Raw genomic sequence first — 22928 nt, forward strand, 5'->3', positions numbered from 1 at the left:
AAAAGGGGTCGGCGAGCACCGCGGCACTCGCCCTCGAAAAGGTCTCAGTCCTGCTTCAGGACCCACAGCAATTCATGACGACGCACGGACTTGCGGAAGAACTCATTCTCTCCGTAAGGCGATGGACCACGGCCCGCCAGCCATTGCTGCAACAGGCGGCGCATTCGACGCTTGAACGGCGCTCGCGGTTGCAGATCATGCATCATGCCGAGGGCCATGGCCTTGTCTTGCTGCTGGCTCAGCGACAGCTGAAGACTGCAGGGCACGAGCTCAAGCGTCGCATCAAAGCGTGGCGGCAGCGCCACCCCGTTGCCTGAATCGCCCATGGGCCAGCGGTCGTTATCATGCAGGTGATTGGCGTATCCGAGCAACGTGTCCGGCTGCCACTCCAAACCCTGCAAGGCTTCGAGGATCGCCGCGTGGGCGCAGATGTGATCCGGGTGCGGATCGAGCAGCGGCGTCGGCAACACCACGACTTGCGGGCGTGCCTTGAGCAGCAAGACCCGCAGGTCGGCAATCAGGTTGCTCCAGGTCGGTGCGCCATCGGCATCGCCCGGCAACACCAGCGCGTTGAATTGACGGAACAGTCGCGTGTCGTCCAGTTGCGCTTCGCGGGAAGCCTGAGGCTGCTGCGGCGCGCTCTGCATCGCTGGCAGTTGCATGCAGAAGTAGCCCAGTTGCACACACTGTGCCTCGGGTACACCGGCCCAACGCGGCACGACCACGCTGTCCCAGGAACGCAGGCGCCCCTTGAGACGCGCGGCATCAGCCTTGGGCAGGCCCATCCGCTGATAGTGCTCGGCTTCGATTTCGCCAGCGGTCAGGGTAACCACCCAGCTTTCAACGGCCTGGCTGTACAGGCTGAAGGCAGCCAGCTCAGCGTCGTCGGCATGGGGCGCAATCACCATGACCCGCTGCTGACGGTAATCCGGCTGGCGAAACAGCCACAGCCTCGGCTGGCCTTTGACTCGACAAAAACGACCACGCAACCGCAGCTCGCCAGCGCCCAGCACGTGAGCGGCGCCCGTCAGGTTGAGATAGCGGCGCCCGGCAACACCCCGCTCGAAGACTTGTTGGTCCGGCGCATCCAGGCCGAGCATTTCCACTGCTGGGTCGAGCAAACGCCCCAGCCACGAGCTTTTGAGTTCGATACCGAGGATCAGTGTTTCATCCCCCGCCAGCGTCAAGGGTGCATCCAGCAACACTCGGCCCGCCTCCAGACGCACGCCAGGCTGTGCGCTATCGGCAGGAAAGGCGTATTGATAGTCGTCACTCGGGGAGTAGAACAGGTGATCGGCAAACCAGGCTTCATGGGCGGCCCACAACAGCACCGCCAGAATCAGCGGCAGCCACCAGGCCACCAGTACACCTGCTGTCATCAGCACCAGCAGGCCGACCACCAACGCAACGCGTTTGTTGCGCCGATGGCGCTTGAGCAATTGCTGCTTGCGACTCATACGCTGAACACCGGCACCAGGTTGCACCAACGTTCTTTATATTCGCGATCGGCGCGACCGAAGGAGAAACGCAATGGCTTGTCGCTGGCCCGCGCCTGTTCCCAGGCACTTTGGGTATTGAGAAAGCTCAGGACACTGCCGGGGCTGAACGCTCGGGTCTCGGGGTCAACGCCACCGTTGACGTATTCAGCGCTGACCCATTCCGGCGCCTGCACTTGATACACCAGTTGCACGGCGATAGGAGCGTCATTAAGAAACAGCACTGAACCGAAAAGAAACTCCTTGAGCAGCTCCAATACTTCGGCCAGGCGCTCGGCGCCCGCTGCCGCAAAGCCCCAGCGGCGCTGAAACAGGTCGCAGTAGATCGCCGCCAGCTCGACACTGGAAAACTCGCTCACCGCGCGCACCACGCCGCCCGCCTCCTCCAGCAAACGCAATTCACGGCGCTGGTTGTAGCGAAACTTTTTCGACAGTTCTTCAGGCATACGCGCCATGGCCAATTGCTCGGCCTGGGGCTTGAGGGTGCTGACACGGCCTTCATTCAAGGACGACAGGTACCGCGCGCGATGGCGCAACGGCAACCGCGCATCGGCGGCAATCGGCAGGATGATCTCGGCATTACCGAGGTCAAACAGGCCTTTCTTGCCTTTGCGCTTGAGCACCTCCTTGGACAAGGCCAGGTCGCGCCCCCACGTGGCAATCGCACCCTTGAGTTTGCCGTCTTGCTCCCAGCCCAGGTAACGCACCGGAATCTGCGCCAGGTGCGCCAACCGCTCGACGATCTGCGGATGCGTCGCCACACTGCCACCAAAACGCTGCCAGGCCTGGGCGTAAACCTCGGGTTCGACAGGCGTCCAGCCCCGTTCACGCCAACCCTGGAAGTGGTTCAGCATTTAGACCACGGCGTCATAAGGGTCCACGCCGTCCTTGACCACGAGGATGTCTTCCATGATCAGGTACTGCAGGTCGGAACCGAAGAACATGTTCAGCGCATCGGTCGGCGAGCAGATCATCGCTTCGCCACGACGGTTGAGCGAGGTGTTCAGCGACACACCGTTGCCGGTCAACACTTCCAGCTCTTTCATCATGTCGTAGTAGCGCGGGTTGTATTCGCGCTTGAGCACCTGGGCGCGGGAGGTGCCATCTTCATGCACCACTTCCGGCACGCGGGTTTTCCATTCTTCCGACACTTCAAAGGTGAAGGTCATGAATGGCGCGGGGTGATCGACCTTGATCATCTGCGGCGCCACGGTGTCGAGCATCGACGGGCAGAAAGGCCTCCAACGCTCGCGGAACTTGATCTGGTGGTTGATGCGGTCAGCCACGCCAGTCGCGCTCGGACAACCGATGATCGAACGACCACCCAAGGCACGCGGGCCAAACTCCATGCGGCCCTGGAACCATGCCACCGGGTTGCCGTCGACCATGATCTTGGCGATACGCTTGGGCATGTTTTCGATCTGGCGCCAGGCCGGCTTGCTCGGGTGCTTGGCGCAGGCAGCGATTACATCTTCGTTGCTGTAGGACGGGCCGAGATAGACGTGTTCCATCTTCTCCACCGGTACACCGCGGGCGTGAGACACGTAGGCCGCCGCACCGACAGCGGTACCGGCATCGCCGGACGCCGGCTGCACGAACAGCTCCTTGACGTCGTCGCGGGCAATGATTTTCTGGTTCAGCTTGACGTTCAGTGCGCAACCGCCAGCGAAGGCCAGCTTGCCGGTGTCCTTGAGGATGTCGCCCAGGTAGTGGTCAATCATCTGCAAGGCCAGTTTCTCGAACAGTGCTTGCATGCTGGCCGCGTAGTGGATGTACGGCTCGTCGGCAATGTCGCCTTCGCGTTTCGGGCCCAACCACTCGATCAATTTTGGCGAGAAGTAAAAACCCTTGCCCTTCTCTTTGTAGCGGCGCAGGCCGATGACGTTGGCGTAATCGGTGTTGATCACCAACTCGCCATTTTCAAAGGAGGCCAGGCGCGAAAAATCGTACTTGCTGGCATCGCCGTACGGCGCCATGCCCATGACCTTGAACTCACCGTCGAGCATCTCGAAACCGAGGAACTCGGTGATCGCGCCGTACAACCCGCCGAGGGAGTCCGGATCGTAGAATTCCTTGATCTTGTGGATCTTGCCGTTTTCGCCGTAGCCGAAGAAAGTCGTGGCGTATTCACCCTTGCCGTCGATCCCGAGGATCGCAGTCTTCTCCTGGAAACCGGAGCAGTGGTAAGCGCTGGAGGCGTGGGCCAAATGGTGCTCGACCGGTTCGATCTTGATCTTCTTCGGATCAAAGCCCAATTGTTCCAGGCACCAGACAATCTTGTTGCGATAGCGCTTGTAGCGACGGTTGCCCATCAGGATCGCGTCGAGGGCGCGATCCGGGGCGTACCAGTAACGCTTGGCGTAGTGCCAGCGCGCTTCACCGAACAGGCTGATCGGCGCGAAGGGAATCGCTACCACATCAACGTCGGAAGGCTTGATACCGGCTTGTTCCAGGCAGAACTTCGCCGACTCATAGGGCATGCGGTTCTTTGCATGTTTGTCGCGTACGAAGCGCTCTTCTTCGGCGGCCGCAATCAGCTTGCCGTCGATATACAGGGCTGCGGAAGGATCATGGCTAAGGGCGCCGGACAGGCCAAGAATCGTCAATGCCACTGGGGTCTAGCCTCTTTTAGTCTGCATGCAGGCGCGCGGCGCCTGAAAAAAGTGTGCCTCCCGCCTGGGCGAGAAACAGCTAAAGGGCGGGATTATAGCTTAAAAGCAGCGGCAAGCCTCTAGCTGCAAGCGGCAAGGTTGACGCGGGGGGGCTAGCGGGATATTTCGATACTACCGTCGCGACTTTGCCGATAGATCGTATAGGGCAGTACTAAAGTATCGAGAATGCCGGACAGCGCGAAATCAAACGCAATCCACGGCACCGAGCCGGCCGGCTGGGCTTCCAGGCTCTTGTCGCGGTTGGGCTCGCCATTCAGTGAACAAAAATCGTAGGCCACGCCACTGTAGATACGCGGCACGTTTTCACAGTAGCTACCCAAGTCCCTCAGCTTCTGGCGGGTGACCGCATCTTCACGCGCCAGCGTATCGATTGTGCCGCAGGCTGTGGTCGATAGAACAATGGCGGTGAGAAGCACAACGTTTGTGAGATTCATCGGAAACACCCTCGCGCCTGAAACAGGCACCCTACCCTGAGACTGCGTAGGACGGGTATCCCGACTATCTGTAGGAAGTAGATTCGGCAAACACCGGCTGAATCGTTAGAAGGTCTGTTTTGCTTGACCTGAGGCACGCTCATAGTTGTAGCGCTGACAGTGGTTAAACGCCGCCCTCCTGTAGGAGCGAGCTTGCTCGCGAAAAACCCGAAGGCGCCGCGGGCGTGACAGAGTTCCCGCGTCATCGTTAACGATTTTCGCGAGCAAGCTCGCTCCTACAGAGAAGCGGTACGCCGTTAGAGAGTAGTGCGCCGTTAGAGTGCGGCGCGTTAGAGAGTAGCGCGTCGTTAGAGCGCGGTACGTTAGAGAGTAGCGCGCCGTTAGAGCACGGCGCGTTAGGGAGTAGCGCGTCGTTAGAGCGCGGCGCGCTAGAGAGTGGCGCGCCGTTAAATGGCGATGGGCGAAACATCCCTGGGCAAGCGCTGATCGATCACTCGATACAACGCGCTGCCTTGCGGCCAATTGCGCATAAACCGCGCACGATCCTTGGCATAGGCCGGTGCGAAGCTGCTCAAGGAGCCATGCTGACACATGGAGTCCAAGTCAATCAGCGCCCAACGGTCGTGATCCCAGAACAGGTTGTGCCCCTTGAGATCCCCATGACTGATACGTTCACGAATCAGCTCGCCAAACAGCATATCCAGCGCCCGCAGTTCTGCTTCGGGTGCTTCGCCGCTTTCAACATACGGCGCAAAACGCTCAATGATGTCCGGGCCGGGCAAGTACTCGGTGATCAGATAGGCGCGGCTGCGCAACCAGAAAAACCGCCGCTCCAGCAAGGCCAGCGGCTTGGGCGTGGCGATGCCGAGGAAGGCCAGGCGATTGCCTTCGCGCCAGGAGTGCCAGGCTCGGCTCGGTCGCCAGAAACGCTTGAGCCAATGGGCGAAGCCTTTGATGTTGTAGCGTTTGATAACCAGCGGCCGTCCGCCAACTTCAATCTTGGCGACGCTGGCCGCGCCGCCGGTCTTGTACACGTGGCCCTGATCGAGCAACGCATCCGCCTGGGCCAGCACCGGCAACATCGACGCCTCTTCCTCGCGGCGGATCGCGCGCAACGCGAAGGCTCCGCGCACCACGCTGAACAGCGTGCATTCGCGCCCAACCTTGCCCAGGAAGTCTTTCAGACGCCAGGCGCTGACTTTATCCACCTGCTTTTGCAAGGCCTCCAACGGCAATGCATGCTCGCCGTTGCTCAGCAAGTAATGCACCAGCAGCTCTTCGGTAAACGGCGCAAGACTTTTCGGCAATTGCGCAAAAAACACACCGAGGTTTTCCAACACCCGGCTGCGCGATAGCGGTTTTCCCGCCTGCTCGACGCAAATCCCAGCGCCATCAATCAAATACAGTTTGCCGTCCTGGCGCAGCAGGTTGTCCAGATGCAGGTCTTCCTGCCACAGGCCCTTGGCATGCATCTGCGCAATCGCGCCCAGCGCTTCGGCCAACACGGCTTGCTGTGCGTCCGCCAGGGGCGGCAGGGCTTCAACGGCGTGCCAGGCGTCCGCCAGGCTCTCGGCGCCATCCAGAAACTCGAACAGCAGCCAGCCGCCCTCGCCGTCTTGCAGCCCGTCGACCAGCAGCAATGGCGTGGTCAGGCCCTGTTCCGCCAACAGGCGCACGCCTTTGAGCTCACGCTGAAAATGCCGCGCCGCCTTGTTGCCCACCAGCAACTTGGCCAATACCGGACGACCGCGCCAGATGGCCGCGCCCACGTAACGCTGGCCCGGCAATACCCGCAACAGGCTCAGCAGTTGCAACTGACCCGGACCGGCAGCATCGGCCAGCTCAATGCTCAGCGGCAGGCTGGGGGTACGACCGGCATTCTTGAGCTCGGACAAACGCATCAACGCGTCTCCTTGTGATTGCGGCGGGCAGCCAGGCGCTCGGCCCAGCTATCGACCAGCGAGCTGTCCGCAGGTTGATCGAGGTAAGCCGCCAATAAGCAGCGCACCTGATCGTGTGACCATTGCGGCGCACGCCGCAGCAACGGCTCCAGATCCTTGACCCGGTCGCGCCAGCCAAACAGCAAGGGCCGGGTTTTCTCCAGATCGATCAACTGCGCGGCATAACCGTCGCCGGTGGCCTGCAGGAAAATGTGCTTGGGGTAAAAGCAGCCATGCACCTGTCCGGCGCTGTGCAGTTGCCGCGCCAATTGGCCACAAGCCAACAGAATGGCGCGGTGCTGGACATCGCTCAAGACTGACCATTGCTCCAGCAACGTATCCAGGTCATTCCAGCCATCCAGGGCACGCGTCAGCAACATTGCGCGATGCTCGCCGCCGACTTTGCGCTCGCCAAAGAACACCGCCTGCAATGCCGGAATCGCCATCTGTCGATAGCGGCTGATGTTGCGAAACTCGCGGGCAAAACTCGGCTCGCCAAAGGGCCGGTACAGCGTGCGCGTCAGGTAGTTGCTCTGGCGCTTGAGGTAATAACCGTGGCCTTCAAGCTCCAGGCGAAACACACTGCTCCAGCCGCCACGGCTGGTGTTGGGCTCGTCCACTGCGTCCAATTGCTTGGCCCACAGTTCGTCGAACGTTGCCAAACCGTTGCGCTCAAGCAGAGCGCGATCGGCGGCGGCCAGGAAATCACTCATTCACGCCCCTCGAAAAACTTCACCACGTGGCGGATTCGCCGTTTATCCGATGCGCTCAGGTGCTTGCACTGTCGATATTGCTTATAGAAACGCATGCGCTGGGTGGCCGACAGGTGATATTTGGCGACCTTGTCCAGGCACGCCAGATCCTTGGTAATCCGGTACTTGAGCCAGAACCCGCGCCAGAAATCGCCGTTGGGACAATCGATCAGGTACAGGGTTTGCTGGTCGTCGATCAGCAGGTTGCGCCACTTCAGGTCGTTGTGGGTGAAGCGGTGGTCATGCATGATCCGCGTGTATTCGGCGAGCTGGCGACTGACCTTGTCGACCCAGACCGGGTCCGACAATTGCGGGTCATTGCGCTCGGCCAACACCGACAGATCCTCGGTCCTCGGCAACTCGCGCGTGATCATTGCACCGCGGTCATAGGCCAGGCCCTTGCGCTCCAGGCCCCACGCGACCACCTCGGCCGTCGGAATCCCCCACTTGGCGAAGCGCTTGAGGTTCTGCCATTCGGATTTGACTCGAGGCCGCCCCACGTAACGACGCAACCCTTTGCCTGCACCTACGTAGCGCTTGACGTAATAGTTGACACCATCGCGCTCCACGCGAATGACCTCGGATAGCGGATCTCGGGTCAGCCGCTCGCCTTGCAGGGCGAACACCGCGTCGAGGCTACCAAAGTCGTGCGCCAAGTGGGCGTAGGCAGGTTCCAGGATCCAACCCGCCATCAGAGTGCATCCCCGTAACGTTGCTTGCGCTCGTGGAGCTTGGCCGCCTTGCGTTCCAGCAAGAGCAGCAGCGCCGCTTCGTCGGCCAGGAGCTGGCGCAGCGGCTGCTGGAAATAGCCCTTGAGAAAGCGCAGTTTGTCGCGCCGGGTCAGGCCAATGTCCAACGCCGAGAAATACAGTCCCGCCAGGTCCTTGTTGCGCCAGCGCAACGGAATGTTCGCACGCACCTGGGCACGGTGCAGGTCAATCACCGAGAGCTTGAAGTCGTTCGCCACCAACGGTTTGTCGGTGTGCAGCAGGAAGTGGCAGATGTAGCAGTCGCGATGGTTGACCCCGGCGCGGTGCATCATGCCGGTCATGCGTGCCACTTCGGCAATCAGCGCGCGTTTGATCACGGGGTTGGGCGGTTGCTTGACCCAGTCCAGACTCAAGTCTTCGAGACTGACAGTCGGCGCCAGCTCTTCGGTGACGATGAACGAGTGCTGGTCGGCCGGATTGCTGCCCTTCTCGCCATACGCCACAGCGGTCATGGTGGGTACCCCGACGGCTTGCAAGCGTTGAATCGCCAGCCATTCCTGGCCGGCGCCGAGGACCGGCAACTTGGCGGTGATGAGGTTCTTGAGGATCTCGGCCCAGCCGATCCCCCGATGGATCTTCACGAAAAAGCCGTGGCCGTCCACCTCCGTACGCAAGGTACGGCGGGCATCCAGTTCACGGTACACCTGGCCGTCCAGCTTCTCGACCTCGGCAAACGCATCGCGTCCGGCCCATAAGGTCTTGAACGGTTCGGCAAGAATCAACTTCATCGGTTTGGCTCCGCCAGAATCAGGTCCGCAGCGTACTGCGGCATGCTATAGAGGTCGGCCGTCTCAGCGAAAGCCAGACCATTGCGGCTCCAGGCCGCACGCGCGTGTGGATCGTCGAGCATATCCACCAAATACTGGTTGAGCTGGTCCTGCTCGAACGGTTCGTCCAACACTCGGCCGCTTTGGGCCTTATCGATGTAGAACGCGTAACCGCAGACCTTGCTCACCAGTACCGGGAGGCCGGCGACCACCGCTTCGATCAGCACCATGCCGGCCGCCTCGTTGTAGGCCGGGTGGATCAGCAAGTCGGCTCCCAGCAGGAAGCGCGGGATGTCGCTGCGGCCCTTGAAGAACTGCACCTGCTCGCCCAAGCCCAGCGCGGCACTCTGCAATTGGAATACTTTGGGGTCGTCTTGCCCGATTACAAACAGCCGGGTGCGTTTCTTCAGCGATGCAGGCAATGCAGCCACGGCCTTGAGGCTGCGGTCGACGCCCTTGGTCTTGAAGCCCGAGCCAATTTGCACCAGCAGCAGATCATCCTCCGCCAAGCCGAACTCACCGCGGAATTCGGCGCGAATCGCGCCAGCGTTGGGCGGTGCGCGACGATCACGACTGATGCCCGGCGGCAGAAAGTGGAAACGCCTGGCAGGCGTACCGTAATACTTGCTGAACAATGCCTGCTGCTGTTCGGACAGCACCATGATTTCGGTCTTGGCGTCCTTGTCGAACACCGCTCGCTCGTACTCGGCAAAGTGTTTATAGCGGCCGAACCAGCGGTACATCGGGTTGCGCAAGGTTTGCGCCTTGTCTTCAAACACACCGTCGGCGGCAAAGTACACATCCAGCCCCGGCATCTTGTTGAAGCCCACCACCCGGTCGACCGGACGCTTGCCCAGATCGGCCTGGATCCAGGCGAAGAGCTTTTCGTTACGCCGATGATTGAACAGCGCCTTGACCGGCGCCACCAGCACTTCAAAACCGGGTGGTACCTCGCCTTCCCAGATCAGGGTATAGACGCGAATTCGGTGCCCGCGCTGCTGGCATTCCAGGGCAATGCGCATGAAATCGCGCTGCAGACCACCGAATGGAAAATATTTGTACAGTACAAAGGCCAGTTGCATCAGTGCTGCTCCTCAGCCAGTAACAACGTGCTCAGGCGGCTTGCCACACGCTCAGGATTCAGTCGCGTGAAACACAACGGCGATTCACGCTTGAGATCAAACCGACGCTGATCTTCGGCCGTCGGTTGATACGTACATTTCTTTTGCAGGCACGGCGCGCACGGAAAATCGCTGGCCAGATGGATCTGCGCCTTGCCATAGGCGCCGGTCAGTCCCGGATTGGTCGGGCCAAACAGGGAAATCGTCGGCACGTCCAGGGCGGCCGCCAAATGGCCGAGACCCGTGTCCACCGCAACGCAGGCCCTGGCACCCGCCAGGACCCGTGCCACACCGGCGAGGTTGAGTTTGGGCAACACTTGGGCATTGTCCAGACCTTGGGCCAGGCGTTCGGCGCGGGCTTTTTCGGCCGGGTTGCCCCACGGCAACTTCACGTCCACCCCCAGGCGGCCCATGCGCTCAGCCAAGTCACGCCAATAGGCTTCAGGCCAATGCTTGGTGTCCCAGGTGGTGCCATGCAGCAGCAGCACGAATGGTTTTTTCGGTGGCAGGCCGAGCAATTTCTCGACGCTCAGACCGTAATCACCCAAGCCTTTGGGTAAGTCGTAGCCCAGAGCCACCGCGAACAACTGGCGCAAGCGTTCGACCGCGTGCTGTCCACGCGCCACGGCCAGCCGCCGGGAATAGAAGCGCGCGGCAATCGGCTCGCGGGCCGACTGCTTATCGAACCCCGCCACCGGCGCGCGTACGTAGCGCGTCAGCCAGGCGCTTTTCAGCAGGCCTTGGGCGTCGATCACCAGGTCGTATTTAGTCGATTGGACCTGCTGTTTGAAACGCCGCCATTCGCCGCTCTTGATGGTTTGCCAGAGGTTCTTGCGCCAGCGGCGAATCGCCACCGGGATCACCTTGTCCACCGCGGGATGCCAGGTCGGGATCTCGGCGAAGCCTTCTTCCACCACCCAGTCGAAACGAATCCCCGGAATCGCCCGGGCCGCATCAGTCAGCGCCGGCAGGGCATGAATCACATCGCCCAGGGATGAGGTCTTGATTACCAGTACCCGCAACTCAGTGAACCTCGACCACGGAGCCTTGCAACCGCTGCAAGGCATCAGCCACAGACTGTGGCAGCAACTGACGCAGGCAGTTGTAGTGGCCAAAGCGGCAGGTGCGGTCAAAGCACGGACTGCATTCCAGGCCCAGGCGTACCACTTCGACCTTGTCGGCCAACGGCGGCGTGAAACCGGGAGACGTGGAGCCATAGACCGCCACCAGCGGACGGTTCAGCGCGGCCGCCACGTGCATCAGGCCGGAATCGTTGGACACCACCGAATCCGCGCAGGACATCAGGTCGATGGCCTCGGCCAGCGACGTATCGCCGCTGAGGTTGACGGCCTCTTCGCGCAAACCGGGGATCAGGCGCTGGCGGATATCTTCTCCCACCGAATGATCGTTTTTCGAACCGAACAACCAGACCTGCCAGCCCTCGCGGATTTTCATCTCGGCGACTTTCGCGTAATGCTCCGACGGCCAGCGCTTGGACTCACCAAACTCGGCCCCCGGACACAGCGCCAGCACCGGCCGATCGAGGCTCAGGCCGAACTTGGCCAAGGCTGCGTCGCGGCAAACCGGATCAATTTGCAGGCTGGGGCGCGGGTACGTCGCAGGCAATTCGGCGCCCGGCGCGTAGGCCAGGGCCATGAAGCGCTCGATCATCAGCGGGTAACGAGCCTTGTCGAGCTTGCGCACATCGTTGAGCAGGCCATAACGAAACTCGCCGCGCCAGCCGGTACGCTTGGGGATGCCGGCGAAAAACGGCACCAACGCCGATTTCATCGAGTTGGGCAGCAGGATCGCTTGATCGTACTGGCCGCCCAGGGATTTGCCGATGCGTCGACGGGTCGCCAGTTCCAGGGCGCCATGGCCCAGCGGAAAGCTCAAGGCCTGACGCACTTCAGGCATGCGCTCCAGGATCGGACGGCTCCACTCGGGGGCGAGCACGTCGATCTGGCAGTCGGGATGACGTTGTTTCAGACACTGAAACAGTGTCTGCGCCATCACCATGTCACCGACCCAACTGGGCCCAACGATCAGAATATTCATGTAGTTTCCACAAACGATGCGGGGAGGCTCATGCCTCCCCGCATCGATAATTACTGTGGATCGGGCTTTTTGTGGGAGCGGGCTTGCTCGCGACAGCATCACCCCGGTCTGGCAGAGAGACCGCAGCACCTGCATCGCGAGCAAGCCCGCTCCCACATAAAGCCGATTTCCACATTAGATTGGCGTCGCTCAATTAATCGAACGTCAGCTTAACCCCAACGCATGCCAAATTCGCTTCACTTGGCGCCGTTCGTCCACGAACTGGTCACCGGCAACCACCCCAGCCTCGTTTTGCAAGGCCTGACGATGGGCAGCCGAGCGGTAAGACTTATACACCTCGCGCAGCAGGTGAGCATCGGCGGCGGGCATCAGCCCGACCTGCTCCAGGCCTTCCAGAATGCGAATGTTGTCGGTGTAGCGCAGCAACGTTGGATGTTGCGCAGACCACGCCAAAGCCGCGTATTGCACCATAAATTCAATATCGACGATACCTCCGGCGTCCTGCTTGAGGTCGAACGACACCGTCGGCTCGAAGGCATTCGCCGCCGTTCCCGCCGCCGTGGACTTGGTCCCCAGGCTGCCGCGCATCTTGGCACGCATCTCGCTGACCTCCTGGCGCAGCTTCGCCAGGTCCTGCCCACGCCCCAACACCCGCGCCCGCACCTCTTCAAATGCCCGACCGACATCCTGGCTGCCCACCAACACCCGCGCGCGGACCAGGGCCTGGTGTTCCCAGGTCCAGGCCTCATTCTCTTGATAGCGGGCGAACGCGCCCAGCGAACTCACCAACAACCCGGACGCGCCGGACGGTCGCAGACGCATATCCACTTCGTAGAGTTGCCCGGAGTTGGTCTGGGTGGTCAGCAAGTGGATGATCCGCTGCCCCAGGCGGGTGAAGAATTGCGCACCGTCGATCGGCTTGGCGCCGTCGGTTTCCGCCTGTGGATCACCGTCGTGGATAAACACCAGGTCCAAGTCTGAACCATGCCCCAGTTCGATGCCGCCGACTTTTCCATAACCGACAATGATGAAGCCGGGATCGCACAGCGTGCCATCCATTCGCAGCGGCGCGCCGTGACGGGCGACGGTCTGGCGCCAGGCCAGCGCCAGCACTTGCTCGAGAATCGCTTCGGCAAGCCAGGTCAGGTAATCACTGACTTTCATCAACGGCAGACTGCCGGCAATTTCCGACGCGGCCACACGCAAGCGGTGAGCCAGCTTGAAATGGCGCAAGGCTTCCATCTGCTGTTCGAGATCGTCCTCGGGAATCCGCGTCAGGCGCTCGCGCAGTTCGGCGGCCAGCTCCGGCGCCTGGGGCGGCTTGAACAGCCGGCCTTCGTTGAGCAACTCGTCAAGCAACAGCGGGAAGCGGGTGATCTGCTCAGCGATCCACGGGCTCGCCGCACACAGGGTCAACAGCCGACGCAGGGCGTCAGGATTTTCCGTCAACAACACCAGATAAGCGGAACGTCGGGCGACCGCTTCCACCAGCGGCAGCACGCGCTCCAGTACCAGATCCGGGTCGGCGTGCTCGACCGCCTGGGCCAATAACCGTGGGATAAACGCGTCCAGGCGCTCGCGCCCGAGGCGTTGCATCGAGCGCAGTTGGGAGCTGCCGCGCAATCCAGCCAGGGTTTTCAGGGCTTTAGGCGCATCCTTGAATCCGCCTTCCTGCAGTTGTCGGCACGCGGCCTCTTCGTCCTGGGACTCTTCCCACAACGGCAGCCACTCACCGCCCACCACCAGTTCGCTTTCTTCACCTTCCTCTTCATCAGGGTCGGCGATCACCTGACGGAAATGCCAGTCGACCCGGCCACGCCAGTACATCAACTGCTCATGGAACGCGCTCCAGTCCGCAAACCCCATCATGAAGGCAATGCGCGCCTGATCTTCAGCGCCATCGGGGAGCATTTGTGTCTGGCGGTCGGCGATGGCCTGGATCGCGTGTTCGGTGTAACGCAGAAATTCATACCCGCTGCGTAACTCGGCAATCACCGCCGGGGGCAAATAGCCCTGACCTTCAAGCGTGCTCAGCACCTTCAATAAGGGACGCTGCTGCAGGCTGAGGTCACGCCCGCCGTGAATCAATTGAAACGCCTGGGCGATAAACTCAACCTCGCGAATCCCACCGGAACCCAGCTTGATGTTGTCGGCCATGCCCTTGCGCCGCACTTCCTGCTGGATCAGCTGCTTCATGGTACGCAGCGCTTCAATCGCGGAAAAATCCAGATAGCGCCGGTAGACAAAAGGTCGCAGCAGGTCAAGCAATTGCGCGCCGGCCACTTGGTCACCGGCGACCACCCGCGCCTTGATCATGGCGTAGCGTTCCCAGTCGCGGCCCTGATCCTGGTAATACTGCTCCAGCGCATTGAAGCTGAGCACCAGCGCCCCGGCCGAGCCGTAAGGTCGCAGACGCATGTCGACACGAAACACGAAACCGTCGACGGTCATTGGGTCCAGGGCCTTGATCAGCTTCTGACCCAGGCGAATAAAAAACTCCTGGTTATCCAGGGCGCGCTTGACGCCCACGGTTTCGCCGCCTTCGGGGTAGGCGAAGATCAGGTCGATGTCGGACGACAGGTTCAGCTCCACCGCGCCGAGCTTGCCCATGCCGAGAATGACCATATGTTGCGGCTCGCCGCTGCGTCGACCGGTGGGCGTGCCGAACTGCTCACAGTGACGCTGGTACAGCCAGTGATACGCCTGGTCGATGCTGGCGTCGGCCATGTCGGACAGATCGCGGCACGTCTGGATCAGGTCCGCCTGTCGGGTCAGGTCGCGCCAAATGATGCGTACTTGCTGGCGTGTGCGCTGACGACGCAGGACACGCCCCAACTCATCTTCGGTTTCGGCTTGCTGCACGGCGGTGGCAAGCTGCCCGCACAGCTCTGTGGGCGCAAAGCCGCGATCCAGCTCGCCCCCGGCGACCAACTCGAGCAACATCAAAGGGTCACGAACACTCTGTTCAATGACGAAGTCACTGGCAGCGCACACCCGAGCGAAGTCAGCCCAGCGTTGTGCAGTCCAGTCGCAGAGGCCATGATCATCATCCAATTGCGCCACGGCGGCGCGGAACGACTGTTCGGCCCGGCTGATAAATGGTTTGAGAATGGCCGGCAGTTCGGCGAGCATGGGAAGGCTCATGGTCTATCCTTGTTCGGCGCGTAAATGGCTTGCGGCAGTGAACGCAAGAAGTGCGCTTGATGGAGCACTGTCGAACAAAAGTTAGAAATAGCTGAAAATTTATATTTTTTGGCAGGTAACATTAACTCTCTACCTTTTCTTGTTCGCAAAAGATCAACAATAACGATTATGCTCACCAGCAAGACCGAGCAATCACCTCGGTCTTGTGTAGTTTTACTACTCGTATATACATTCGAAAGGCTGAAATGGTCGACGATTTGTAGTAAAACTACAGGACGCCGGAACAACCTCCGGCCATCCAAGAATTTATGTCGTCTGCCCACAAGGCCAGTCGCAAACTTCAGGCAACCGATTCTGGTAGCCTTTCCGCCCTGGAGCAAGCCATGCAAGACCTCGATCCCGTCGAAACCCAGGAATGGCTGGACGCCCTGGAATCGGTTCTCGACAAAGAAGGCGAAGACCGTGCTCACTATCTGATGACCCGTATGGGTGAACTCGCGACCCGCAGCGGCTCGCAATTGCCTTACGCCATCACCACGCCATACCGCAACACCATCCCAGTTACCCACGAAGCACGCATGCCTGGCGACCTGTTCATGGAACGCCGCATTCGCTCGCTGGTACGCTGGAATGCGATGGCCATGGTAATGCGCACGAACTTGAAAGATTCTGACCTGGGCGGTCACATCTCCAGCTTCGCCTCCAGCGCAACCCTGTATGACATCGGCTTCAACTACTTCTTTCAGGCCCCGACCGAGGAACATGGCGGCGACCTGATCTACTTCCAGGGCCACACCTCGCCAGGCGTTTACGCCCGTGCGTTCATGGAAGGTCGCATCTCTGAAGATCAAATGAACAACTTCCGCCAGGAAGTCGACGGTCAGGGCCTGTCGTCCTACCCGCACCCTTGGCTGATGCCTGACTTCTGGCAGTTCCCGACCGTGTCCATGGGTCTGGGCCCTATTCAAGCGATCTACCAGGCACGCTTCATGAAGTACCTGGAAGCCCGTGGCTTCATCCCTGAAGGCAAGCAGAAAGTCTGGTGCTTCCTGGGCGACGGCGAGTGCGACGAGCCGGAATCCCTGGGCGCCATCTCCCTGGCTGGCCGCGAGAAGCTGGACAACCTGATCTTTGTCATCAACTGCAACCTGCAGCGCCTCGACGGCCCGGTTCGCGGCAACGGCAAGATCATCCAGGAACTCGAAGGCGTGTTCCGCGGCGCTCACTGGAACGTGACCAAAGTCATCTGGGGCCGTTTCTGGGACCCACTGCTGGCCAAGGACGTCGACGGCATCCTGCAACGTCGCATGGACGAAGTCATCGACGGCGAATACCAGAACTACAAAGCCAAAGACGGCGCGTTCGTACGTGAACACTTCTTCAACACGCCTGAACTCAAGGCGATGGTTGCTGATTTGTCCGACGAGGAAATCTGGAAACTCAACCGTGGCGGCCACGACCCGTACAAGGTCTACGCGGCGTACCACGAAGCGGTCAACCACAAAGAACAACCGACCGTCATCCTGGCCAAGACCATCAAGGGTTATGGCACCGGGGCCGGCGAAGCGAAAAACACTGCGCACAACACCAAGAAAGTCGATGTCGACAGCCTGAAGTTGTTCCGTGACCGCTTCGACATCCCGGTCAAGGACGAAGAGCTGGAAAACCTGCCGTTCTTCAAGCCTGAGCCAAACAGCGCCGAAGCCCGCTACCTCAGCGAGCGCCGCACTGCACTGGGCGGTTTCGTGCCGCAACGCCGCGCCAAGAGCATGAGCATTCCGACCCCGCCACTCGATACCCTCAAGGCTATCCTGGACGGCTCGGGCGACCGTGAAATCTCCACCACCATGGCCTTCGTGCGGATCCTCGCGCAATTGGTCAAGGACAAGGAAATCGGTTCGCGCATTGTCCCGATCATCCCGGACGAAGCCCGTACCTTCGGTATGGAAGGCATGTTCCGTCAGTTGGGCATCTACTCCTCCGTCGGCCAGCTCTACGATCCGGTCGATAAAGACCAGGTGATGTTCTACAAGGAAGACAAGAAGGGCCAGATCCTCGAAGAAGGCATCAACGAAGCGGGCGCCATGAGCTCCTTCATCGCTGCCGGCACTTCGTACTCCAGCCACAACCAGCCGATGCTGCCGTTCTACATCTTCTACTCGATGTTCGGCTTCCAGCGTATCGGCGACCTGGCTTGGGCAGCAGGCGACAGCCGTACCCGTGGCTTCCTGATCGGCGGTACTGCCGGCCGGACCACGCTGAACGGCGAAGGCTTGCAACACGAAGACGGTCACAGCCACATCCTGGCTGCCACCATTCCGAACTGCCGCACCTTTGATCCAACCTACGGCTACGAGCTGGCGGTGATCATTCAGGACGGCATGAAGAAGATGACCGAAGAGCAGCAGGACGTTTTCTACTACATCACCGTGATGAACGAGTCTTACCAGCAGCCAGCCATGCCGGCCGGCGTAGAGGAAGGCATCATAAAGGGCATGTATCTGCTCGAAGAAGACACCAAGGAAGCGGCGCACCACGTGCAGTTGATGGGCTCCGGCACCATCCTGCGTGAAGTCCGTGAAGCGGCGAAGATCCTGCGTGAAGAGTTCAACGTCGGTGCTGACGTATGGAGTGTCACCAGCTTCAACGAACTGCGTCGCGACGGCCTGGCAGTAGAACGCAACAACCGTCTGCATCCAGGTCAGAAGCCAGCACTGAGCTACGTCGAGGAATGCCTGACTGGCCGTAAAGGTCCGGTGATTGCATCCACCGACTACATGAAACTGTTTGCTGAACAAATTCGCCAGTGGGTCCCGTCCAAGGAATTCAAAGTCCTGGGCACCGACGGTTTCGGCCGCAGTGACAGCCGCAAGAAGCTGCGTCACTTCTTCGAAGTCGACCGTCACTTCGTGGTGTTGGCAGCCCTGGAAGCCTTGGCTGACCGTGGTGAGATCGAACCCAAGGTGGTGGCTGACGCTATCGTCAAGTTCGGGATCAACCCGGAAAAACGCAACCCACTGGACTGCTGAGGAGATTTTTTGTGAGCGAACTCATTCGCGTACCTGACATCGGCAGCGGTGAAGGTGAAGTAATCGAGCTGTTTGTGAAGGTCGGCGACACTGTCGAAGCCGACCAGAGCATCCTGACGCTGGAGTCGGACAAGGCGAGCATGGAAATCCCTGCTCCCAAGGCCGGCGTGGTCAAGAGCCTGAAAGTGAAGCTGGGCGATCGCCTGAAAGAAGGCGACGAACTGCTCGAACTGGAAATCGAAGGCGCCGCGGCTGCGGCGCCTGAGGCTGCAGCACCTGCCGCCGCCGCTCCAGCCCCTGCCGCCGCCGAAAAACCGGCTGCCGCAGAGGCCCCAGCGGCCGCTGCGCCGGCTGAAGCGACGGTCCAGGACATTCACGTTCCGGACATCGGCTCGTCGGGCAAGGCCAAGATCATCGAGCTGTTGGTCAAGGTCGGCGACACCGTCGAGGCCGACCAGTCGCTGATCACCCTGGAATCCGACAAGGCCTCCATGGAAATCCCTTCGCCGGCTGCCGGCGTGGTGGAAAGCATCGCGGTCAAGCTGGAAGACGAAGTCGGCACTGGCGATTTCATCCTCAAGTTGAAGGTACAAGGCGCTGCGCCTGCTGCGGCAAAAGCTCCTGCCGCCGCGGCACCTGCCGCCAAGGCTGAAGCTGCACCGGCCGCCGCCGCACCTGCGCCTGCCGCAAAAGCCGAGACAGCAGCGGCCCCTGCTGCCGTACCAGCGCCAAGCGGTGCCAAGGTTCACGCCGGTCCGGCCGTGCGCCAACTGGCCCGTGAATTCGGCGTCGAACTGAGCGCCGTATCGGCTTCCGGCCCTCACGGTCGCGTACTCAAGGAAGACGTGCAGGTTTACGTCAAATCCATGATGCAAAAAGCCAAGGACGCCCCGGCGGCCGGTGGCGCTACCGGCGGAGCGGGCATTCCGCCGATCCCGGTTGTGGACTTCAGCCGTTTCGGCGAAACCGAAGAAGTGCCGATGACCCGCCTGATGCAAATCGGCGCGTCGAGCCTGCACCGCAGCTGGCTGAACATTCCGCACGTGACTCAGTTCGACCAGGCCGACATCACCGACCTGGAAGCCTTCCGCATCGCGCAGAAAGCCGTGGCCGAGAAGGCTGGCGTCAAGCTGACCGTGTTGCCACTGCTGCTCAAGGCCTGCGCGCACCTGCTCAAGGAACTGCCGGACTTCAACAGCTCGCTGGCGCCAAGCGGCAAGGCAATCATTCGCAAGAAATACGTGCACATCGGCTTTGCGGTCGATACCCCGGACGGTCTGCTGGTGCCTGTGATCAAGAACGTTGATCAGAAGAGCCTGTTGCAACTGGCTGCGGAAGCCGCTGCGCTGGCCGCCAAGGCCCGCGACAAGAAGCTCACCGCAGACGACATGCAGGGCGCTTGCTTCACCATTTCCAGCCTCGGGCACATTGGCGGGACTGGCTTCACGCCAATCGTCAACGCGCCGGAAGTGGCGATCCTCGGTGTTTCCAAGGCCACTATCCAGCCTGTGTGGGACGGCAAGGCCTTCCAGCCGAAGCTGATGCTGCCGCTGTCGCTGTCCTACGATCACCGTGTGATCAATGGCGCGGCCGCCGCACGCTTCACCCAGCGTCTGAGCAGCCTGCTGAACGACATCCGCACCATCCTGCTTTAAGCCCCAACGGGTCTTTCACCCGTGTGAAAGGCCCGGTTTCAAGATTTCCGAGCGCCACGCTCGTACCTCAACCCCGTCAATTGGCGGGGCTTTTTTTGCCCGCCGTTCAATGGCCGGAACCTGCGCACTCCCGCTGCAGCAGCGATGGCACCTACACCGGCGCAGCAACCCCTTCCATCACTCCAATTGTAGAAAACCGATGCACGGCCGATACAGCCTTATAGCACTTAGCCTTCATCCTCACTTGTCAGTCTGTGCTGCATGATGCAACCTTGCCGTAGACAGCAACACAGAGGGCGATAGCCCTGCTCGAACGCATTTTTCCCAGCGAGTCTCCCCATGAAAAGCCAACCCGATGTCGCCCGAACGGCGTCCGAGGTCGTGACGCAATTACCGGTGCCTTCGCGCCTCGGTATGCTGCGTTTCGAGCGGCTGAATGAAGCAAGCTGGGCGCTGCTGTACCTTGATCCCAATTGTGAACGCCAGTTCGGTTTACCCGCAGTGGAGCTGTGTTCGCTGATCGGTTCGCCCTATGCCAGCCTGATGGAGCCACAAGTCCGCTACCAGCTGCATGACACCATTCAACAGCAACTGGGCGCCAGTCCGCATTACCTGGTGCGCTATACCCTGCACACCCAGGGCGGACCATTGAGCGTGCTGGAGCTGGGGGAAGCCTACAAACAGCACAATCGCCATTTGCTGCGCGGTTACCTGATGGTGGTGGAAGGTCTGTTCAACGGCTCCGCGCCGATGCCCGCGATCGACCTTGAAGACCAGAACAGCCGCTTGCAGATCGCTCTGGAGCTCAACCAGCGCGCGCAACAGGAACAACTGCAACACCTGGAGCGAGTACGTGCCCAGCAGGAACTGATCCTGCTCCTGGCCCGGCAACGCTACTGCACCAACAATCCCCTGCAAGAAGCTGCCGAACTGATCACCCGCAGCGCCTGCGACATTTACCAGATCGACTGCGCCAGCCTCTGGAACCTGGAAGGCCAGCGCCTGCTGCCTATCTCGGCCTACCAGCGGGCCAAACAGCAACACCATCTGCCGGAACCGATCGATGCCGGCGGCTTTCCCGATTACCTGGAAGCGCTGCAAACCAGTCGGGCCATCGACGCCACCAACGCGACGCGGGATCCGCGCACCCGGGAGATGGTCGAAAGCCTGCGCCCCATGGATATTCACGCCATGCTCGATGCCAGCATCCGCGTCGATGGCCAGGTGGTCGGCGTGCTGTGCCTGGAACAAAGCGGCAGCACCCGGGAATGGCTGACGGATGAGATTGCCTTTGCCGGCGAACTGGCGGACCAGTTTGCCCAGGTCATCAACAACCACAAGCGCCGTGCCGCCACCAGTGCCCTGCATTTGTTCCAGCGCGCGGTAGAGCAAAGCGCCAATGCCTTTTTGCTGGTCAACTGCGACGGCATAGTGGAATACGTTAACCCCAGCTTTACGGCGATCACCCAGTACAGCACCGAAGAAGTCCATGGTCACCGCCTGGCACAACTGCCGGCATTGGAGAACCTCAGCGAACTGCTGTTCGACGCACCCTCGAGCCTGGCCAAGAGCAACAGCTGGCAAGGCGAATTCAAAAGTCGACGCAAAAACCTCGAACCCTACTGGGGCCAGTTGTCGATCTCCAAAGTCTATGGCGACAACCGCGAACTGACGCATTACATCGGCATCTACGAGGACATCACCCAGTCCAAGCTGGCCCAGCAGCGTATCGAACGCCTGGCCTACACTGACAATTTGACCAACCTGGGCAACCGCCCGGCGTTTATCCGCAACCTGGATGAGCGCTTTGCCCGGGACAGTGACGCCCCCATCAGTCTGTTGCTGGTGGACATCGACAACTTCAAGCGGATCAACGACAGCCTCGGCCATCAGACCGGCGACAAACTGCTGATCAGCCTGGCCCGCCGCTTGCGCAACAGCCTCAGCGCCGGTGGCAGCCTGGCGCGGTTTGCCAGTAATGAGTTCGCGGTATTGCTGGACGACACCGACCTCGAGGCCGGCCAGCAGATGGCCAGCCAATTGTTGGCGACCCTGGACAAGCCGATGTTCGTCGACAACCAGTTGATCAGCGTCACCGGCTCCGTGGGCCTGGCCTGCGCGCCGCTGCACGGTCGCGACCCGCAAACCCTGATGCGTAACGCAGGCCTGGCCCTGCACAAGGCCAAGGCCAACGGTAAACATCAGGTGCAAGTGTTTACCGAGGTGTTGAATGCAGAGGCCAGCTACAAGCTGTTCGTCGAAAACAATCTGCGCCGCGCCCTGACCCAGAACGAGTTGGACGTGTTCTATCAGCCCAAGTTGTGCCTGCGCAGCGGGCGCCTGCTGGGCATGGAAGCATTGTTGCGCTGGAATCACCCGGAAAAAGGCATGATCCGCCCGGACCAGTTCATCAGCGTCGCGGAAGAGACCGGCCTGATCATCCCCATCGGCAAATGGATCGCACGCCAGGCCTGCCGCATGAGCAAACAGCTGAGCGCCGCCGGCATGGGCAATTTGCAGGTGGCGATCAACCTGTCGCCCAAGCAGTTCTCCGATCCGGACCTGGTGGCGTCCATCGCCACCATCCTCAAGGAGGAACAATTGCCGGCCAATCTGCTGGAGCTTGAGTTGACAGAGGGCCTGCTGCTGGAGGCTACCGAAGACACGCGCCTGCAACTGGACCAGTTGAAGAGTTTCGGCCTGACCCTGGCCATGGACGACTTCGGCACCGGTTACTCATCCCTGAGTTACCTGAAGAAATTTCCTATCGATATCATCAAGATCGATCGCAGCTTTATCCATGAAATCCCGGACAATCAGGACGACATGGAAATCACCTCGGCGGTGATCGCCATGGCCCATAACCTCAAACTCAAGGTCGTCGCCGAAGGCATCGAGACGGCCGCGCAACTGGCGTTCCTGCGCCGCCATCGCTGTGACGTCGGCCAGGGCTACCTGTTCGACCGGCCAATCCCGGGCGCCGAGTTGCTGGACAAGCTCAGACGCTATCCTCGCGGGCCAATCGCCTGACATCGCCGTAACACTCGGGCACACTGGCGGTCTGAATATTCACATTACTCAATCTGACTG

The 22928-nt window shown here is 60.7% G+C and carries 15 protein-coding genes; 3 read left to right on the forward strand and 12 right to left on the reverse strand.

The features are described from left to right. Positions 1-44: 44 nt before the first annotated feature. The 12 genes from BLU75_RS20315 to glnE form a co-directional block, all read right to left on the reverse strand. Positions 45-1457: a PIG-L deacetylase family protein gene (locus BLU75_RS20315; RefSeq protein ID WP_084379689.1), complete on the reverse strand. Its 1413-nt coding sequence runs from the start codon at positions 1455-1457 to the stop codon at positions 45-47. Next, positions 1454-2350, reverse strand: a complete 897-nt coding sequence (locus BLU75_RS20320; protein ID WP_084379690.1) for a GNAT family N-acetyltransferase — start codon at positions 2348-2350, stop codon at positions 1454-1456. Before BLU75_RS20320 ends, BLU75_RS20315 begins: the two co-directional genes overlap by 4 nt. Continuing rightward, positions 2351-4108 (reverse strand): carbamoyltransferase family protein, encoded by a 1758-nt coding sequence (locus tag BLU75_RS20325; RefSeq protein WP_084379691.1) that lies wholly within the window; start codon positions 4106-4108, stop codon positions 2351-2353. 152 nt (positions 4109-4260) lie between these two features. Then, positions 4261-4602, reverse strand: a complete 342-nt coding sequence (locus BLU75_RS20330) for a YceK/YidQ family lipoprotein (RefSeq protein ID WP_084379692.1) — start codon at positions 4600-4602, stop codon at positions 4261-4263. Between the two features lie 446 nt (positions 4603-5048). After that, positions 5049-6503, reverse strand: a complete 1455-nt coding sequence (locus BLU75_RS20335; RefSeq protein WP_084379693.1) for a lipopolysaccharide kinase InaA family protein — start codon at positions 6501-6503, stop codon at positions 5049-5051. Then, positions 6503-7255 carry a lipopolysaccharide kinase InaA family protein gene (locus BLU75_RS20340; RefSeq protein ID WP_084379694.1) on the reverse strand — a complete coding sequence of 251 codons (753 nt, stop codon included), beginning with the start codon at positions 7253-7255 and terminating at the stop codon, positions 6503-6505. Before BLU75_RS20340 ends, BLU75_RS20335 begins: the two co-directional genes overlap by 1 nt. Then, positions 7252-7986, reverse strand: a complete 735-nt coding sequence (locus tag BLU75_RS20345; protein ID WP_084379695.1) for a lipopolysaccharide kinase InaA family protein — start codon at positions 7984-7986, stop codon at positions 7252-7254. Before BLU75_RS20345 ends, BLU75_RS20340 begins: the two co-directional genes overlap by 4 nt. After that, a complete protein-coding gene (gene rfaP, locus BLU75_RS20350; RefSeq protein WP_090221547.1) occupies positions 7986-8792 on the reverse strand; it encodes a lipopolysaccharide core heptose(I) kinase RfaP in 807 nt (268 codons plus the stop codon). Before rfaP ends, BLU75_RS20345 begins: the two co-directional genes overlap by 1 nt. Next, complete coding sequence (locus BLU75_RS20355) at positions 8789-9913, reverse strand: glycosyltransferase family 4 protein (RefSeq protein ID WP_084379697.1); 1125 nt, start codon at positions 9911-9913, stop codon at positions 8789-8791. Before BLU75_RS20355 ends, rfaP begins: the two co-directional genes overlap by 4 nt. After that, on the reverse strand, positions 9913-10974 hold the full coding sequence (gene waaC / locus BLU75_RS20360) for a lipopolysaccharide heptosyltransferase I (RefSeq protein ID WP_084379698.1): 1062 nt from the start codon (positions 10972-10974) through the stop codon (positions 9913-9915). The genes BLU75_RS20355 and waaC overlap by 1 nt, the downstream gene beginning before the upstream one ends. A 1-nt stretch (position 10975) precedes the next feature. Then, the gene (waaF, locus tag BLU75_RS20365; RefSeq protein WP_084379699.1) at positions 10976-12010 is read right to left on the reverse strand and encodes a lipopolysaccharide heptosyltransferase II; all 1035 of its coding nucleotides are present in this window, start codon (positions 12008-12010) and stop codon (positions 10976-10978) included. Between the two features lie 204 nt (positions 12011-12214). Then, on the reverse strand, positions 12215-15154 hold the full coding sequence (glnE, locus tag BLU75_RS20370) for a bifunctional [glutamate--ammonia ligase]-adenylyl-L-tyrosine phosphorylase/[glutamate--ammonia-ligase] adenylyltransferase (protein WP_084379700.1): 2940 nt from the start codon (positions 15152-15154) through the stop codon (positions 12215-12217). Between the two features lie 383 nt (positions 15155-15537). On the opposite strand from glnE, the gene aceE reads away from it, so the two are divergent. From aceE to BLU75_RS20385, 3 genes are all read left to right on the forward strand, one after another. Continuing rightward, positions 15538-18183: a pyruvate dehydrogenase (acetyl-transferring), homodimeric type gene (gene aceE / locus BLU75_RS20375; protein WP_084379701.1), complete on the forward strand. Its 2646-nt coding sequence runs from the start codon at positions 15538-15540 to the stop codon at positions 18181-18183. An 11-nt stretch (positions 18184-18194) separates the two neighbouring features. Further along, on the forward strand, positions 18195-19838 hold the full coding sequence (aceF, locus tag BLU75_RS20380) for a dihydrolipoyllysine-residue acetyltransferase (protein ID WP_084379702.1): 1644 nt from the start codon (positions 18195-18197) through the stop codon (positions 19836-19838). 339 nt (positions 19839-20177) lie between these two features. Continuing rightward, entirely contained in the window at positions 20178-22868 is a 2691-nt protein-coding gene (locus BLU75_RS20385; RefSeq protein ID WP_084379703.1) for a putative bifunctional diguanylate cyclase/phosphodiesterase, read from the forward strand. Positions 22869-22928 lie beyond the last annotated feature (60 nt).

It is taken from the genome of Pseudomonas mucidolens (genome assembly GCF_900106045.1).
Classification (GTDB): domain Bacteria; phylum Pseudomonadota; class Gammaproteobacteria; order Pseudomonadales; family Pseudomonadaceae; genus Aquipseudomonas; species Aquipseudomonas mucidolens.

Bases quoted from the DNA above. Each gene is read 5' to 3' on its own strand.
- BLU75_RS20315 (WP_084379689.1), bottom strand. From the start codon at position 1,457: ATGAGTCGCAAGCAGCAATTGCTCAAGCGCCATCGGCGCAACAAACGC.
- BLU75_RS20320 (WP_084379690.1), bottom strand. From the start codon at position 2,350: ATGCTGAACCACTTCCAGGGTTGGCGTGAACGGGGCTGGACGCCTGTC.
- BLU75_RS20330 (WP_084379692.1), bottom strand. From the start codon at position 4,602: ATGAATCTCACAAACGTTGTGCTTCTCACCGCCATTGTTCTATCGACC.
- BLU75_RS20335 (WP_084379693.1), bottom strand. From the start codon at position 6,503: ATGCGTTTGTCCGAGCTCAAGAATGCCGGTCGTACCCCCAGCCTGCCG.
- BLU75_RS20340 (WP_084379694.1), bottom strand. From the start codon at position 7,255: ATGAGTGATTTCCTGGCCGCCGCCGATCGCGCTCTGCTTGAGCGCAAC.
- BLU75_RS20345 (WP_084379695.1), bottom strand. From the start codon at position 7,986: ATGGCGGGTTGGATCCTGGAACCTGCCTACGCCCACTTGGCGCACGAC.
- rfaP (WP_090221547.1), bottom strand. From the start codon at position 8,792: ATGAAGTTGATTCTTGCCGAACCGTTCAAGACCTTATGGGCCGGACGC.
- BLU75_RS20355 (WP_084379697.1), bottom strand. From the start codon at position 9,913: ATGCAACTGGCCTTTGTACTGTACAAATATTTTCCATTCGGTGGTCTG.
- waaF (WP_084379699.1), bottom strand. From the start codon at position 12,010: ATGAATATTCTGATCGTTGGGCCCAGTTGGGTCGGTGACATGGTGATG.
- glnE (WP_084379700.1), bottom strand. From the start codon at position 15,154: ATGAGCCTTCCCATGCTCGCCGAACTGCCGGCCATTCTCAAACCATTT.
- aceE (WP_084379701.1), top strand. From the start codon at position 15,538: ATGCAAGACCTCGATCCCGTCGAAACCCAGGAATGGCTGGACGCCCTG.
- BLU75_RS20385 (WP_084379703.1), top strand. From the start codon at position 20,178: ATGAAAAGCCAACCCGATGTCGCCCGAACGGCGTCCGAGGTCGTGACG.